This is a genomic window from Niastella sp. (genome assembly GCF_045805085.1).
GTDB lineage: Bacteria > Bacteroidota > Bacteroidia > Chitinophagales > Chitinophagaceae > Niastella.
In genome coordinates this window covers 1-15,420 of record NZ_JBJMLX010000159.1, presented here as the reverse complement: position 1 = coordinate 15,420, position 15,420 = coordinate 1, and the positions used below count along the sequence as shown (strand labels likewise).

Genomic DNA, 15,420 nt, shown 5'->3' with positions numbered 1-15,420 from the left:
CAATTTGCGCTATCCTTTAACTTCCCTTGTAAGTCTGTAGTCAACAAAAAATGCATTAAATTCTGTAACTGACTGGTTTACAAGACCAGTTTTTTATTTCTTTACCTGGTTACCTCAGTTTATCTATAATAAACAAATAGGATAGCCCCCGACCGAACAGTCGGGGCTTTTCTTTTTTTATCGTACCCAATACATAGAATATTCCAATACAAACCCATTATAAACAGTTATTATAACCAGAGGAAACCCAGATCTAACCCACCTGAAATCTGGGTTTTGTCTGGGCTTGGTCTGGGCTTGGTCTGGGTTTGGTCTGCGTTTGATCATAAAAAATACCTGTCAATAACAAGTCACAACTCCCCGGAAAGTAACTCCCGGGTACTGCTTGCTAAACTTTAGCCACAACAAAAAATAATTCATTCGATAAATTAACCAGGCAGAAAAATCACAGGCGCCTCAAAATCTCTTTTATCCCAAATCCTGCAAAAATCGACATCCCCCAAAATTTTAGAAATGCGAAACGATCCGTTCAACGGTTTCTGAACAGTCAATAACTACACGAAAGGTGAAATTTAAAAATGGCCGATTTATGGATTTGGAAAAATCAATCGGCCCAAAATCTTGAAAAATCAAAAAGTGTCAGTTTTTGAATAATTATAGATGATTTTGCTAACACGTGTTTATATGAATAAAAAATATTATTCGTCTGTCATAGTAATCAGCAATTAATGTAAACGACAAATACGACTAAAACGACATTTACGACAACAACCGATTTCCAATATTTTTATGCCTGCTGTACTTTATTACTAACGCTAACTTTAATGTATATCTGTTTTATTTTAAATCTTTAAATTAATAATGCTGGCATTTAGCATTAGTCACAGCTTTCCATTCTCAGTGAATTACTCAAATTCATACGCTTGTATGTTTTAATTAGTTTGCAATAAAATAAACCTTATGACTTTTAATCGCGCAAACTACAGCTCATTGCAGGATACCATCAACGCCATTCCTGATGGTACACATGGTGTCGTTTATATTCCTGCAGGTACCTGGCTGGAAATACAACGTGCTATTGTGCCTCCATCAAAAAATGTAACGTTCATGGGTGATGGTATGGACAGAAGCGTGCTCAGTTGGACCGTGCCCGGCGGCGGTATCCTGGTGAATATGGGAAGCTATGAACGTACTTCCGTTATTAGGGATTTAACATTGGAAACTCAGGTTGCCTCAGGCGGTGCTGCCTTGGAAATTAATGGAGTTCCAGCTGGTTCCTCTCCATTCAAGACTGCTCAAATCACCGGTATTTCGGTCCGCCCGAATGGTATTAATACGGGTAACTACTGGGAATACGGCATAATACTTCGTCACGCCTGGAATGTACACATTGAGGGATTCTTATTCCAGGGTTATAACGAGCATGTTTACTCACAAGCTGGTATTTATCTCGGTGATCAGTGTGTAAACGCACATGTGATCGGGTACCATGCTTATTCAGTAAGAAATGCCATTGAGCTCCAGGAAGACGCTGTAAGCGAGGGTCTCAACATTACCGCCGGGAAATGGGTTTATGTAGAAACAGGACTTCTGGCAAGAACATTGGGCGCCAATGGCGGACTCACCGTGGTTGGGGTGCACATGGATGTATTGCTGGCTGGTATAAGAATGAACTACCGGCATCTTGGGGAGATCATTGGAGTTACCATTCAAAAAAATCCGGCAAGCCAGAATAACTTCCTTGGCATAGAGATTCAGAACTCTGACTGGTGTCGTATTCAGGCTTCAAATATCCAGAGAGCAGAAGAGTCGGCTGATCAAAGCGACAACGGAATTATATTGAATAACTCAAGTTATTCAAATATTAGCGGAAATCAGATTCGCGGTTTTGATTCCGGAATATGGATAAAATCGGGAAACCGTAACATGATCACCAATAACATAGGCCATCATAATGGAACAATGATTGTTGATCAGGGATTTCAGAGTACCATTTATCAAACCAATCCCAATTGGGACTAATCAGGAATAGAACACAAAAGAGGCCCTTCCCTATGTTTCGGGATGGGCCTCTTTAAATTAGTTATCAATTATTACAACTCTTCTATCTTAAACAACTCCTTATACCGTACCCCCTTCTCTGTTTGTTGTAAAGAACAACATTCATTTACCGGATCGTGTTCAAAAAATAAAATGTAATTGTTCTCCACTGCTTCCGTAAGGAATTTCTTTTTTTCCTGAAGGGTTGTCAGCGGAAACATATCGTAGGCCATTACGTAGGGAATGGGCATATGCGCAACAGCAGGCAACAGATCGGCTGTATATACAATGGTGTGTCCTTTATAACTGATCTGTGGCAACATCATAGCCTCAGTATGACCATAAGCAAACCGAACTTTCATGGTGTCGGAAAAACCGACGCCATCAGTAGGTTCAACAAATTTTAATTGTCCGCTTTCCTGAATGGGTAAAATGTTCTCTTTTAAGAAAGAAGCTTTCTCGCGATCGTTAGGTACCGTAGCAGCCTCCCAATGCCGTAGGTTGCTCCAGTAAGTAGCGTTCTTAAAAGCAGGAAGCAGTTTATCGCCCGAACGAATAATGCTGCCGCCACAATGATCAAAATGCAGGTGCGTGAGAAATACGTCGGTTATATCATCAGGTGTGAAGCCATGTTTTGCCAGCGACTTTTTTAATGAATCATCACCATTCAAATAATAGTGGCCCAGAAATTTGGCATCCTGTTTATCACCAATGCCATTATCAATTAATATCAGCCGGTTTTCTTCCTGTATCAGCAGGCTGCGCATGGCCCAGTTGCACAGGTTATTGTCATCGGCCGGGTTTAGTTTATTCCAGATCGATTTGGGAACAACGCCAAACATAGCACCACCATCCAGTTTAAAGTAGCCGGTATTAATTGAATAGAGCTTCATGATTTTGATTTGTTGGTGTTGAATACAATTTGCGTTCCGGTTTTTAAGCCCACGCGTTAAGCCTTCTGCACTAAGCGATTGGCTTTACGCATAGTGAGGCCCAGCCAAACAAAACCCAGCATAAAGAATACGATCAGGGCCAGTACCGAGTTACGCATGCCGCCAAATTTAATAGTGCGTTCTTCAATAAAAGCAAACGTGAACATGCCCATTACAAGGGCTATCTTTTCTGTAACATCATAAAAGCTGAAGAAGGAAGCGGTATCTTTTGTATCGGGCATCAGGTTCGAATAGGTGGAGCGGCTCAGCGATTGAATGCCGCCCATTACCAGTCCTACAGTAGCGCCCAGGATGTAAAATTGAATATCAGTATACGTATAGTAAGCGCCAATGCAGGCGCCGATCCACACCAGTACACAGGCCATCAGGGTTTGAATATTGCCAAACCGCTCAGAAGCCCGTGAAATGATGATAGCGCCGGGAATGGCCACCAGCTGAATGATCATGATGGTGATAATAAGCTTATCGGTAGGCAGGTGCAGTTCTTTGGCGCCAAACTGGGTAGCTGCCAGAAACACGGTTTGTATACCAGCACTGTACCAGAAGAAAGAAACCAGGAACAATTTGAGTACCGGCATATGCCTGAGCTGGCTCCATACTTTCTTTAGTTCAAGGAAACCGTTGGTGAATACATTCTTGCGTTCATGCCGTTCTTTAACGGTGCTGATGGGCAGGTAACGAAAAGAGATCTGGGCAAAACCAAACCACCACAAACCTACCAGCACAAACGAAACGCGGGGCGGCATAAAATCTTTGGCATAATCTGAATGAAACCCAAACATGCCGGGAAAGAACACGATGATAAAACACAGCACCTGTAAAATTACACTGCCAATATAGCCCCAGGTATAACCCCGGGCGCTGATGCGGTCGCGCAAACGATGTGGCACCAGGTCGGGTAGGAACGAGTTATAAAAAACAAGACTGGCCCAAAAACCAATACAGGCAAACACCATACAAAATATACCCACATCCAGGCTGCGTGACGACAGCATGGTTCCTCCACCGGGCAGGGGTTGCGGTGCAAAGAAATACAACAGGCAACAGAAGATAGAGCCCATGGTGCAAAAGAAACGCATGAAGTTGCGCTTGTTGCCCCGGTAATCGGCAATGGAAGTAAGTATGGGCGACATAAAGGCAACAACAATAAATGCGGCGCCCAATGCATAATTATATAAAGCCGTATTCACAAACTTCCGGCCCAGGAACTCTATTTCATTATCGGGTAACCTGTTTTTGGTGATGGCCTCATAATAAGCCGGAAATATGGTAGAAGTTATAACAAGGTTATAGGCGGAGTTAGCCCAGTCGTACATACACCAGGCATTAATAACTTTACGGGGTGCTATTTGCATAACAATTAGCTTTGGTTTTTTTAGGGATAGGGGACGGAACCGGTATCAGGCCTACTTACCTATAACACCGGTATAAAATAAGATAATTAAAGCCAGGCCAACAATAATACGGTACCAGCCAAACAAGCGGAAACCATGTTTCTGCAAATAAGTAATAAAGAATTTGATGGCCAGTATGGCAACAACAAAGGCGATAGCACAACCTAATAGCAGCGTACCCATGTTACCACTATGGGTGAGCACTTCAGGATTTTCTTTATACATTTTGTACAGGCTGTAAACCGTTGCCGCGAGCATGGTGGGCACAGCCAGAAAGAAGGAAAATTCAGCAGCCAGCCGGCGACTTAATTTTTGTTGCATTCCACCAATGATGGTAGCGGCGCTTCTGCTTAAACCGGGAAATAAGATAGACAGCACCTGGTAACAACCTATAATAAATCCTTTTTTAATGGTGATGCTATCTTCTCTGTCGATGGCTGGTTTTTGAAACCATTTATCAACAAACAACAGTACAATGCCCCCCAGTAACATAATAACCGCAATGATCATTGGTTTTTCCAGCATTTCATCGATGTGTTTTTTAAACAGCGCGCCAAACACAAGAGCCGGTATAATCGCAATGATGAGTTTTATATAGAACGAGATCTTTTTAAAGTCGAAGAATTTACGCCAGTACAGTACAACAACCGATAAAATAGCGCCGAACTGAATTACGATCTCAAAGAGTTCAACAAAAGCGCCATGATCGCCCATGATGGCGGAGGCAATGGCCATGTGTCCGGTTGAAGAAATGGGTAAGAATTCTGTAATGCCTTCAATGATGGCGATGATGATGGCGTGTAATGTGCTCATTTCTGGTATTTATAAATAATAAATAGCAAGTATATAAAATAAAAGAAGCGATACTATTACAGCATCGCCCTTATAACGTAGTGTTAACTTAGCAACATATTAACGTATCAGCTATTCTTCGGCTTTTTAAAGATGGCATACACTTCAACGCCCAATCCCAATAAAATAAGTATGGGAGCGATGGTGATACGGCGAACGCTGTACACTTCATTTTCTTTAAAAACGTTAGGGTCGTCGCTTTTGCCGCCGGCCATCAGAATAATGCCAATGGCTACCAGGATAATGCCTGCGATCATCCAGGTGTAATTGTCTTTGCTAAACAAACTGGTGGCAGGTGCTGATGGTTTTTTTGTTTCCTTCATTGAGCCGATTATTAGGTGCGCAATATAGTTAATCCTATGAATTTGTCAATGTTAATAGAGTTCGTCCAGTTTCATTTTCAGGTATTTTACCACACTGCGGTAGGTACTGAACAGCGTAATACTGATCCCCAGCAAAATCAGGAAGGCAAACAGGATGATTACCTTGCTGTTATCGCGCAGGTCGCTCAGGTAGGGCAGGAAATATTCCGATAACATCATGAGCCCGTAAATGAGGAAAATAGCTATCAGGGCGGCAATAAGGCCATTCAAAACAGCCCGCATAGTCAGCGGCCGGGCTATGAAACCCCGGGTAGCGCCTACCATTTGCATGGTTTTGATCAGAAAACGGTTGCTGAACATGGCCAGCCGGATGGTATTATCAATAAGTACAATAGATAGAATGCAGAACAGGGCGGCCAGGGAGGCAAATACGATCAGTCCGGCCCGAACGGATGATCCCATTTTTTCCACCACAAACGCGGGATACTTTACGCTTTCAACCACCAATTGCCGTTGTTCCAGGTCGGTTTTAATGGCGGCGATGGTATCCTTTTGCACATACATGCTTTTCAGGTTAAAATCAATGGAGGCGGGCAGCGGGTTCTCATCCAGCAGTTCCTGGAAGTCGGTTTCGCCTTTGGCCATCCACTGCTTTTTGGCAGCTTCCTTGTCTATGTATTCTATGGTTTTGGTATAGGGGCGCGATTTAATGTATTGCATCAGGGAATCTATATCTGCCTGGGTGGCACTTCGGCGAAGGTATACCTGCAGTTTGATGTCTTCTTTCAGCTCTTCGGTATAACGGCTGGCATTAAGTAACAGCCACCCGAAAACGCCTACAAAAAAAAGAACTATGGTAACCCCTAAAATGGCCATGGAGTAAGATGGTTTGGATCGCTTGGCCGATGCTTTTCCGAATTGCGCCATGAATAATTGTTTTAGAAGGGATAATAATGCCTTAAAAGAGCGGCAAAAATAACGGTTTTATCCCGGTAAAACGGTTATTATCCGTATTTTTGACCTCCTTCTTAACGATTGAGACACTATAAAAATTTCAGGCCATGATGACTTTTTAACGTTTCCTCAACGTTTGATTGTCAGGGAGAAAGAAAGGCAAAAGGGGAAAGCCGTAAGTCTGAAGCTAAAAGCCGAAGTCAAAAAATTAAGAACCGGATTCAAATTGTATTTGCTTTCAGCCTTTCGCTTTAGGCTGACTAATAAACCAAAAACTGATAATTTAAACTCAGAACTCACAAATTAGATATGGAATACAACTTCAGGGATATTGAAAAAAAATGGCAGGCACAATGGAAAGCATCAGGCGCCTACAAAGTGAGCAATGATTCCCCGAAACCAAAGTTTTATGTACTTGATATGTTTCCCTACCCAAGTGGGGTGGGGCTGCATGTTGGCCACCCGCTAGGTTATATTGCCAGCGATATTTACAGCCGCTTTAAACGGTTAAAAGGATTCAACGTACTGCACCCGATGGGGTACGATGCGTTTGGTCTCCCCGCCGAACAATATGCCATTGACCATGGCGTGCATCCGGCTGTGAGCACCGATCAGAATATTGGCAATTTTCGCCGTCAGCTCGATAATATTGGTTTTTGTTTCGACTGGGACCGGGAGTTCCGTACCAGCGATCCCCAATACTACAAATGGACACAATGGATCTTCCTGCAATTATTCCATAGTTTCTATAACCGCAAAACAAAGAAGGCCGATCACATCGACAACCTGGTAAAAGCTTTTGAAAAAGAGGGCAATGCCAGAAACGAAATTCCGCACGATAAATACCAGATTGCCAAAACCGGCAAACGGATATTCACCGCTGCAGAATGGGCTGGCTTTACTGAAAAAGAACAACAGGATATTTTAATGGAATATCGCCTGGCTTATTGCGGCTATGGTGAAGTGAACTGGTGCGAAGCGTTGGGAACCGTACTGGCCAATGACGAAGTGGTGAATGGTGTGAGTGAAAGAGGTGGTTACCCAGTTGTAAAGAAAAAATTACGGCAATGGTACCTGCGCATTACTGAATACGCCGATCGTTTGTTGGAAGGCCTCGACCGCATCGAATTCAGCGAATCGATGAAGGAAATGCAAACCAACTGGATCGGAAAGAGCTATGGCGCAGAGATCACGTTCGATATTCAGGGTAACAGCGATAAGCTCACTGTGTATACCACCCGCCCCGATACTATTTTCGGTGTTGATTTTATGGTGATAGCACCCGAACACGCGCTCATAAAAGATATTACCTCCAGTGAGCAACAGCAGGCGGTAGAAGAATATGTTGAATATGTGCAAAGCCGCAGCGAACGCGAGCGCATGGCCGAGAAAAAGATCAGCGGGGTATTTACCGGGGCGTATGCCATCAACCCGTTCAATGGCCGCCAGATCCCTATCTGGATCAGTGAATATGTACTGGCTGGGTATGGAACAGGTGCTATTATGGCCGTGCCCTGTGGCGATGAACGCGATCATAAATTCGCCAACCATTTCAATATACCCATTACCAATATCATTGGTAACGCGTACGATGGAAAAGAAGCCAATGCTACCAAGGATGCCAAACTCGAAAATTCAGATTTCCTGAATGGCATGGTAATGCGCAACGCCATGGAAGTGGTGATACAAAAAATTGAAGAATTAGGTATTGGCGTGCGCAAGGTGAATTATAAAATGCGCGATGCCGCCTTCAGCCGTCAACGGTATTGGGGCGAACCATTCCCTATTAAATGGAAGCATGGTATTGCTTATCCGATGTCAGAAAATGAATTGCCACTGGAATTACCTCATGTGGAAAGTTATAAACCCGGTCCGGAAGGCGAGGGACCGCTGGCCAATATACCTGCCTGGACATCACGCGACCTGGAAACCAATACCATGCCCGGTTATGCCGGCAGCAGCTGGTATTTCCTGCGCTATATGGACCCGCATAACGAAGCAGAATTTTGCAGTCGTAAAGCCAGTGATTACTGGGGACAGGTTGATCTATACATTGGTGGTACTGAACATGCCGTAGGGCATTTGCTGTACAGCCGCATGTGGACGAAAGCCCTGTTCGATTTAGGGTTTATTGGTCATGATGAACCGTATAAAAAACTCGTGAACCAAGGGATGATCCAGGGCAGCAGCCGTTTTGTATATCGTATTCATGGCACCAACAAATACGTTTCATTAGGACTGAAAGATCAATACGCTACTGATGCCATTCACGTGGATGTTAATATTGTTGATGGGGTTGAACTGGATGTGGAAGCATTCAAAAAATGGCGGTCAGATTATGAATCGGCAGAGTTCATTTTGGAAGATGGAAAATACATCTGCGGAACCGAAGTAGAGAAAATGAGTAAGCGCCTTTATAACACTGTGAATCCCGATGATGTGGTGAATAAATACGGCGCCGATACCTTCCGCATGTATGAAATGTTCCTCGGTCCCGTTGAACAAAGCAAACCCTGGGAAACAAAAGGCATAGAAGGAACGCATCGCTTCCTGAAAAAGCTGTGGCGTTTGTTCTATGATGAAACGAAAGGAAAGGTTTGGAATGAAGAAAAAGCCACGCCTGCAGAATTAAAAGTATTGCACAAGACCATCAAGAAGATTGAAGAAGATACCGAACGATTCTCCTTTAATACCGGGGTGAGCGCCTTCATGGTGTGTGTGAATGAATTGATAGAGTTGAAGTGCCATAAAAAAGAAATACTTGAAAACTTACTGATCATACTTACGCCGTATGCACCACATGTGAGCGAAGAGTTGTGGCGTTTGTTAGGCAATAGCACCAGCATACTGGATGCAGCATTCCCGAAAGTGAATGAAAGCTATCTGGTGGAAAGCAGTAAGGAATATCCTATTTCAGTAAACGGAAAACTGCGCACTACCATCACCATTTCGCTCGATGCCACTCCGGAAGAAGTAGAAAAGATTGCACTGGGCAATGAGGTTGTTCAAAAGTGGATGGAAGGCAAGCCGCATAAAAGGGTGATTTATGTGAAGGGTAAGATGGTGAATGTGGTAGTGTAAATCGGCAAACGGCAAACGGCAAACGGCAAACGGCAAACGGCAAACGGCAAAAAATTTCAAACGCCGCAAGATCGTTTATTAATTTCAAAATTCGCGAACCATTCACGATTGCCGATTCACGATTCACGACTTTATATGAAAAGAGCCCCTGGTATTATCGGGGCTTTTTTTATTCTCTATTGTTCTTCTTCTTCTGCTTTATAAACCTAATCAACGCACTGCTGTTCTCGGTACTTTCTAAACGCGCTTCGTAACGTTTGCCATCAACAATGGCAACCATTAATGACGTATTGGGCGGAATAGTACCCAGGTTTTCAGCCACCATCACCATTTCATTATCATCAGAAAGGTCATTCACTGAAATAGTCATTGAGTAAGGCTTATAGTTCAACCTTACGTGCTCAAACAGCATTTTATCATTCAGGAACACGGCAATGGAATCGCCATCCACAACGGCGTTATCATAAAAGCGCAGCTCGATGCTATCGCCGGTAACAGGAATAACGGTAGCCAGTTTCTTTTCGCGGCCTGAATATTTTTGTTGTGCGGTAGTGGCAGCTGTTGGTGTTTTCTTTTCAGCAATAGGTGGCGCAGTAACAGCAATAGCAGGCTTGTCTTTTTGCACTGGTTTAACCGTAGAGCTTTGATAAGTGCTTTCTGTTATCTCTTTTTCTTCAGGGACCGGGTGCTGAGTCAGATGCAAACGGGCAATGCTATCGATGATCCCGGGATCATTAGCGCCGTAGATATAATTCTCAATTACAAAATCCCATTCATCATGAAAGCCTGAAGAGGAGATCTTTTGCAGGGCAACTGTTCCCTTTGGTTTGTTCTTGTTATCGCGTACGGTGCTTTCACCATCCAGCATCATGGTCTTTTCACCCGGACAATTAAAATCAGCTACCGACAACAACGCTTCTTTATCGCCGCCACCAAACAGGCTACCAGAGAGCCGGTCTTCGAGCATGGCATCGTCCCACCACACCACGCTGTTATTGTTGGGGTCAAAATAGCCCTTCACTGCATAACGAATATAATTATTGCGCGAAGTGTAGTAATAGGAAGTACCCAACAGGCTATCGCCTTTTTTAATGAGTTTTAATTCAGTGTGGGCCGAACCGATCTTGCCTTTCCAGGCGCCCGTAATGGTTTGAGCGTGGGTTGCAATAGAAAAGAAACTACAAAACAGCAGGCCCAATAGCAGTTCAATATGTGTTTTCAAGGCAATTGATTTAGCTGTGAATGTTTAAAACGCCCCTGGATACGGTAATATTTTACCTGGATTTTCATTTAACGATTTCACTAGATTCTTTGTAAACTGATCTGAGCCATTTTGATGCTACTCAGGAATTCCTGCATCCCGTTTAAACTAATCTTTTTTCCTGGCTGTTTTATTAGGAAATTAGCAATATGGCACATCCCAATATAGCGTTGATGGAAGGCCTGCGAAAAGCGGCCGCCGGCCTGGTAAATGGCAATTATTATGCCTGGGGGCATCATGGCGCCTGTAATTGCGGACATTTATTACAGGCAACAACGAAGTTGACAAAGGAAGAGATTGTTACCTATGCTCATACCGGTACCGGTGAGTGGACTGAGCTGGCTCAGGAAACCTGTTCGGTCAGTGATGCACCAATTAATTTGTTATTAAAAAAGCTACAAGACCTGGGACTAACGCCTACAGATATTCATAATTTGGAATACCTCGAAGACCGTGACGTATTGAACCGGTTACCAGGTGGCTTCAGATGGCTGAGGCGAAACGTTCGCGAGCATGTAGTGCTGTACTTTGAAACGATGGCAACTATGCTTGAAGAGAAATTACTCAACGATATTGAGATCAGTTACAGCGCGTTAATGTCACAGGAGGAATTGATTGTTTCAAAAGAGTCGGTTTAAAGATCAATTTCTTTTTTTCAAATCCTCCTGGTCTCCGGTTTCCATATACTCATTGCGATCTTTTTTATAGTTCATCAGAATGGTATAAGATACAATCGAAGCGGCCAGTATTAAATAAAATATAATCATCCACGTGTTCATACCCTGCATGTTTTACTAGTTAGTTAGTCAGAAATTATGCCATTTTATAATTTGTGACGAAAAGTTGATGAAACTAAATGGATTGTTTGTTTGACCTTCAGCTATTACTGGTTGATTATTAAGGAGATGTTGTATATTAGCAAACAGGCTTGCCTGAGTTATAAATTGATTTAACAGAAACCTGATTATTAGCGTATTATAATTCTATAAACCATTGAACGCAGCTACTTTTGAAAATATTATCCGTAAATATCAATATACATTTCACCGGGTAGTGGATTTTATACCGGGAAAAGATCAGTTACTGCCCCTTGATTTTACCCAACAGAATACCGAGCTCACACCTGAAATACTGGGCAATAAACAAGTTTTCAGCAATTATATTCAGCAGAAATTGAAAAACACCAACTCCCGGTATGGCATAGGTGGATATGGAGAACATCGAACTATTTATAGTATCAGCCCTGTGTTTAATGGTGCCCAGCCTGGGGAAGAACCGCGCCGCTTACATCTGGGTGTTGATGTCTGGGGTCCGGTTGGCACCAAAGTATATGCCTTTATGGGTGGAATGATACACAGTTTTGCTTTTAATGACCAATTCGGCGATTATGGTGCAACGTTAATACTACTCCATCAACTGGATGGATTTCCTTTTTATACGCTCTACGGACATTTAAGCCTACGCGATATTCAAACACTTTCTGCCGGGCAATACGTTTCTATTGGTCAAACTATTGCGCATTTTGGTGCGCTGCAGGAGAACGGGCACTGGCCGCCACACCTGCATTTTCAGATCATCCTCGATATGGAATTGAAAAAAGGCGATTACCCCGGCGTATGCAAATATTCTGAGCGCGAAAAATACCTGGCTAATTGTCCAGACCCGGACCTTATTTTACAATTGAACCGGTATATAAAACATAACTCTTTATAGCAATAAACGGGTTGATATACACTTTCGCAAATCGCAATTTTGTGTTACAATAAAATTATGCGTTATGCGAAAGTTTAAAATTGTTCCCTTGTCAAAAGAGTATGCCGCACAGGTAAGAGCAGCCGGGAAAGATGCATTTGGTCATGCAGTAATTGAACAGATTGCAACAGGGTTAGGGCCATGCCGGGTTTCATTAAAGCCATTTAAAAAAGGAATAGATACAAGACTGTTGATAAGCCATAGTCCATTTGACATTGAGAATCCTTATAACCAGCCCGGACCGGTTTTTATCAATAAAGAGGAAGTAGAGGAATATACAGACATCTATCGGTTCCCACCCGAAATAAAAGCCAATAAGAAAAGCTTTCCCTTAACATTGATCGGCTATAATAAAGAACAGCTGATGGTATTTACACAACAGGTGGGTAATGATGATGTGGATGAGCTGATCGCCAATATATTTGAGCTGCATTCAGAAATTGATTACCTGCATGCGCGTAATGCACAGGCTTGTTGTTACATCTGTAAAATTGAAAGGGTAGAAGAGCCTGTGTTATAACATGGCCTTTACCAGTTCTTCCCACTCCTGTTCGAGTGAATAACCAGGCATGCGTTGGCTGGCTTTGGTGTACCAGTAATTCGCGTTCCAGATATCGCCTTCCTTGCGATGCAGGTAAGCATGGATCCAGGCAGCAGATTTATCTGACAGATCTTGGATCAGGGTATGCGCATGGTCCCAATCGCCTTTGGCATCATGCCATAACGATTGAAGGTATACGCTGCTGTCGGCGGGTGGTGTATTGGTTGAAAGGCTTTGTTGAAAAGTGTCGAAGTTCATGTGATAAAGATACTAAACTTTACACCTTCAACAGCCTGAAGGCATGCGTCCATTGGTTGTGTAATAAACCGGGAATACACCACAGGATGCACAATGGCTCAATGGCGCGGGCGGCGGTAGCTACACCCATATCTGCCGTTTCCCAGCCAAAGGCGGTTAAGATATCTTCCACGGTTCTTTTGGCGTTGGCGTCGTTACCACAGATGAACATGGTAGGAGGACCGCCCTTTACAGTAGGTTTGTACATTTGCGCGTTACCCACACTGTTAAACGCTTTTACCATTCTGGCTTGCGGGATCAGTTTTTGTAACCGTTCAAATAAGGATTCGTTCAGATCAGTGAAAAACGGCAGCACGCCGTCTTTTGGTCCGCCGGCTGCAATGGGATTGGAAGTATCTATCAGGATCTTATCGTTGAAGTGCGAGGTGCCTGAGAGCTTGATGGCCGCTTCCGCTGCAGAACCGGCAACGGCAAGCACAACGATGTCGCCAAACTGAGCGGTTACGCCAAAGGTGCCGCATTGCCCCTTGGGGTTTGCGTCCTTCCATTTTTTTACTTCTACCTTGCCGGGATTGCGGGTACCCAGCATAACTTCATAGCCTTCGGCTAAAAAGGCAGTGCCTAATACCTGGCCAACTATGCCCGAGCCAATGATACCTACTTTCATAATTCAGATTTTATAGAGATGATGTAGTGTAAAAATGATCGGGGTACGAAACCTAGCAGCCTATTAAGTTAGTGAATTTTGTGATTACCTGGTTTACTGGCTTACATTACATTTGCGTAGTTTTACAAAGCATGTCTAATCCGAATTTAAATAACAATAAAGAAACGCTTACTGCGGCGGATAAGGAATTTGAGAATAATATCCGCCCCCGGGAAATAAATGATTTTTCGGGGCAGGGGCAGATCATCGATAACCTCACCATTTTTATTAAGGCGGCTAAAATGCGCGGGGAAGCCCTGGACCATATCCTGTTCCATGGCCCGCCGGGTTTGGGTAAAACCACGCTTAGTCGTATTGTTGCCAATGAACTGGGGGTGAACATAAAGGAAACGAGCGGGCCTGTAATTGAAAAACCCGGCGACCTGGCAGGGTTACTCACCAACCTGGAAGCGCGGGATGTATTGTTCATCGATGAAATTCACCGCCTGAGCACCGTGGTGGAAGAATACCTGTATGCCGCTATGGAAGATTACCGCATCGATATTATGATCGACAGCGGCCCCAATGCCCGCAGCATACAATTAACGTTGAACCCGTTTACACTGGTGGGCGCCACTACCCGCAGTGGTTTGCTGACGGCTCCTTTATTGTCGCGTTTTGCCATTAAACAACGCCTGGAATATTATAATGCCGATATATTGCAGAAAATTGTTTCCCGTTCTGCCAGTATCCTCGGCACAAAAATAACTTCCGATGCGGCAGGTGAAATTGCCCGGCGCAGCCGCGGTACGCCCCGCATTGCCAATGGCCTGTTACGCCGGATGCGCGATTTTGCGCAAGTACTCGGTAATGGCGTTATTGACCTGGGGATAACCCAACATGGATTGAAGGCTTTGAATGTTGATGAGCATGGCCTTGATGAAATGGACAACCGCTTCCTGTCGGCCATTATCGAAAAGTTCAAAGGCGGGCCGGTGGGCATTACCACCATTGCCACGGCTGTGGGCGAGGAGCCCGGCACGCTGGAAGAAGTGTATGAACCCTTTCTGATCCAGGAAGGATTTATAAAAAGAACGCCCCGCGGCCGCGAAGCAACGCATAAGGCCTACGCTCATTTAGGCAGGGTAGCACCGGGCAGCAGCGGAATGAATACATTGTTTGATTAGAAATAAAAAACGCTGAGTAATCACTCAGCGTTTAATTTTTTATAGAAGGGTAATAGACTAAGCAACCGGTACCACTAATCTGAATCCATTACCGTGAATATTCACGATCTCGATGGTGTCATCGTCTTTCAGGTACTTGCGCAATTTGGCAATATACACGTCCATACTACGGCCATTG

The 15,420-nt window shown here is 43.8% G+C and carries 16 protein-coding genes; 6 read left to right on the top strand and 10 right to left on the bottom strand.

The annotated features are described in order from the left end of the window. Nucleotides 1-960: 960 nt before the first annotated feature. Nucleotides 961-2,022, top strand: coding sequence for a right-handed parallel beta-helix repeat-containing protein (locus tag ACJ751_RS07900; protein ID WP_407744934.1), 1,062 nt, complete (start codon nucleotides 961-963; stop codon nucleotides 2,020-2,022). 71 nt (nucleotides 2,023-2,093) lie between these two features. On the opposite strand, the gene ACJ751_RS07895 is transcribed toward ACJ751_RS07900, so the two are convergent. From ACJ751_RS07895 to ACJ751_RS07875, 5 genes are all read right to left on the bottom strand, one after another. Continuing rightward, a complete protein-coding gene (locus tag ACJ751_RS07895; RefSeq protein ID WP_407744932.1) occupies nucleotides 2,094-2,933 on the bottom strand; it encodes an MBL fold metallo-hydrolase in 840 nt (279 codons plus the stop codon). 56 nt (nucleotides 2,934-2,989) lie between these two features. Continuing rightward, a complete protein-coding gene (locus tag ACJ751_RS07890; RefSeq protein ID WP_407744930.1) occupies nucleotides 2,990-4,348 on the bottom strand; it encodes an MFS transporter in 1,359 nt (452 codons plus the stop codon). Nucleotides 4,349-4,399: 51 nt separating this feature from the next. Next, complete coding sequence (locus ACJ751_RS07885; protein ID WP_407744929.1) at nucleotides 4,400-5,200, bottom strand: undecaprenyl-diphosphate phosphatase; 801 nt, start codon at nucleotides 5,198-5,200, stop codon at nucleotides 4,400-4,402. Between the two features lie 107 nt (nucleotides 5,201-5,307). Then, nucleotides 5,308-5,562, bottom strand: a complete 255-nt coding sequence (locus tag ACJ751_RS07880) for a DUF3098 domain-containing protein (protein ID WP_407744927.1) — start codon at nucleotides 5,560-5,562, stop codon at nucleotides 5,308-5,310. Nucleotides 5,563-5,613: 51 nt separating this feature from the next. After that, on the bottom strand, nucleotides 5,614-6,489 hold the full coding sequence (locus ACJ751_RS07875) for a cell division protein FtsX (RefSeq protein WP_407744925.1): 876 nt from the start codon (nucleotides 6,487-6,489) through the stop codon (nucleotides 5,614-5,616). A 336-nt stretch (nucleotides 6,490-6,825) separates the two neighbouring features. On the opposite strand from ACJ751_RS07875, the gene leuS reads away from it, so the two are divergent. Next, nucleotides 6,826-9,597, top strand: a complete 2,772-nt coding sequence (leuS, locus tag ACJ751_RS07870) for a leucine--tRNA ligase (protein WP_407744923.1) — start codon at nucleotides 6,826-6,828, stop codon at nucleotides 9,595-9,597. Nucleotides 9,598-9,766: 169 nt separating this feature from the next. Here the strand turns inward: leuS and ACJ751_RS07865 are convergent, their stop codons facing one another. Further along, nucleotides 9,767-10,819 (bottom strand): hypothetical protein, encoded by a 1,053-nt coding sequence (locus tag ACJ751_RS07865; RefSeq protein WP_407744922.1) that lies wholly within the window; start codon nucleotides 10,817-10,819, stop codon nucleotides 9,767-9,769. Between the two features lie 188 nt (nucleotides 10,820-11,007). On the opposite strand from ACJ751_RS07865, the gene ACJ751_RS07860 reads away from it, so the two are divergent. Further along, nucleotides 11,008-11,496, top strand: coding sequence for a hypothetical protein (locus tag ACJ751_RS07860; RefSeq protein WP_407744920.1), 489 nt, complete (start codon nucleotides 11,008-11,010; stop codon nucleotides 11,494-11,496). A 3-nt stretch (nucleotides 11,497-11,499) separates the two neighbouring features. On the opposite strand, the gene ACJ751_RS07855 is transcribed toward ACJ751_RS07860, so the two are convergent. Next, the gene (locus ACJ751_RS07855; RefSeq protein WP_407744919.1) at nucleotides 11,500-11,637 is read right to left on the bottom strand and encodes a hypothetical protein; all 138 of its coding nucleotides are present in this window, start codon (nucleotides 11,635-11,637) and stop codon (nucleotides 11,500-11,502) included. Nucleotides 11,638-11,851: 214 nt separating this feature from the next. On the opposite strand from ACJ751_RS07855, the gene ACJ751_RS07850 reads away from it, so the two are divergent. Continuing rightward, entirely contained in the window at nucleotides 11,852-12,571 is a 720-nt protein-coding gene (locus tag ACJ751_RS07850) for a peptidoglycan DD-metalloendopeptidase family protein (RefSeq protein ID WP_407744917.1), read from the top strand. A gap of 64 nt (nucleotides 12,572-12,635) precedes the next feature. Continuing rightward, on the top strand, nucleotides 12,636-13,130 hold the full coding sequence (locus tag ACJ751_RS07845) for a DUF1203 domain-containing protein (protein WP_407744915.1): 495 nt from the start codon (nucleotides 12,636-12,638) through the stop codon (nucleotides 13,128-13,130). Here the strand turns inward: ACJ751_RS07845 and ACJ751_RS07840 are convergent. Then, the gene (locus tag ACJ751_RS07840) at nucleotides 13,125-13,409 is read right to left on the bottom strand and encodes a hypothetical protein (protein WP_407744914.1); all 285 of its coding nucleotides are present in this window, start codon (nucleotides 13,407-13,409) and stop codon (nucleotides 13,125-13,127) included. The two genes, ACJ751_RS07845 and ACJ751_RS07840, sit on opposite strands and share 6 nt — an antisense overlap. Before the next feature lie 19 nt (nucleotides 13,410-13,428). Continuing rightward, nucleotides 13,429-14,076 (bottom strand): NADPH-dependent F420 reductase, encoded by a 648-nt coding sequence (locus tag ACJ751_RS07835; protein WP_407744912.1) that lies wholly within the window; start codon nucleotides 14,074-14,076, stop codon nucleotides 13,429-13,431. 131 nt (nucleotides 14,077-14,207) lie between these two features. Between ACJ751_RS07835 and ruvB the strand changes: the two genes are divergently transcribed. After that, complete coding sequence (gene ruvB / locus ACJ751_RS07830) at nucleotides 14,208-15,242, top strand: Holliday junction branch migration DNA helicase RuvB (RefSeq protein ID WP_407744910.1); 1,035 nt, start codon at nucleotides 14,208-14,210, stop codon at nucleotides 15,240-15,242. A 57-nt stretch (nucleotides 15,243-15,299) separates the two neighbouring features. Here the strand turns inward: ruvB and ACJ751_RS07825 are convergent. Beyond that, on the bottom strand, nucleotides 15,300-15,420 hold a 121-nt coding region (locus ACJ751_RS07825; protein ID WP_407744936.1), incomplete at its 5' end, for a helix-turn-helix domain-containing protein.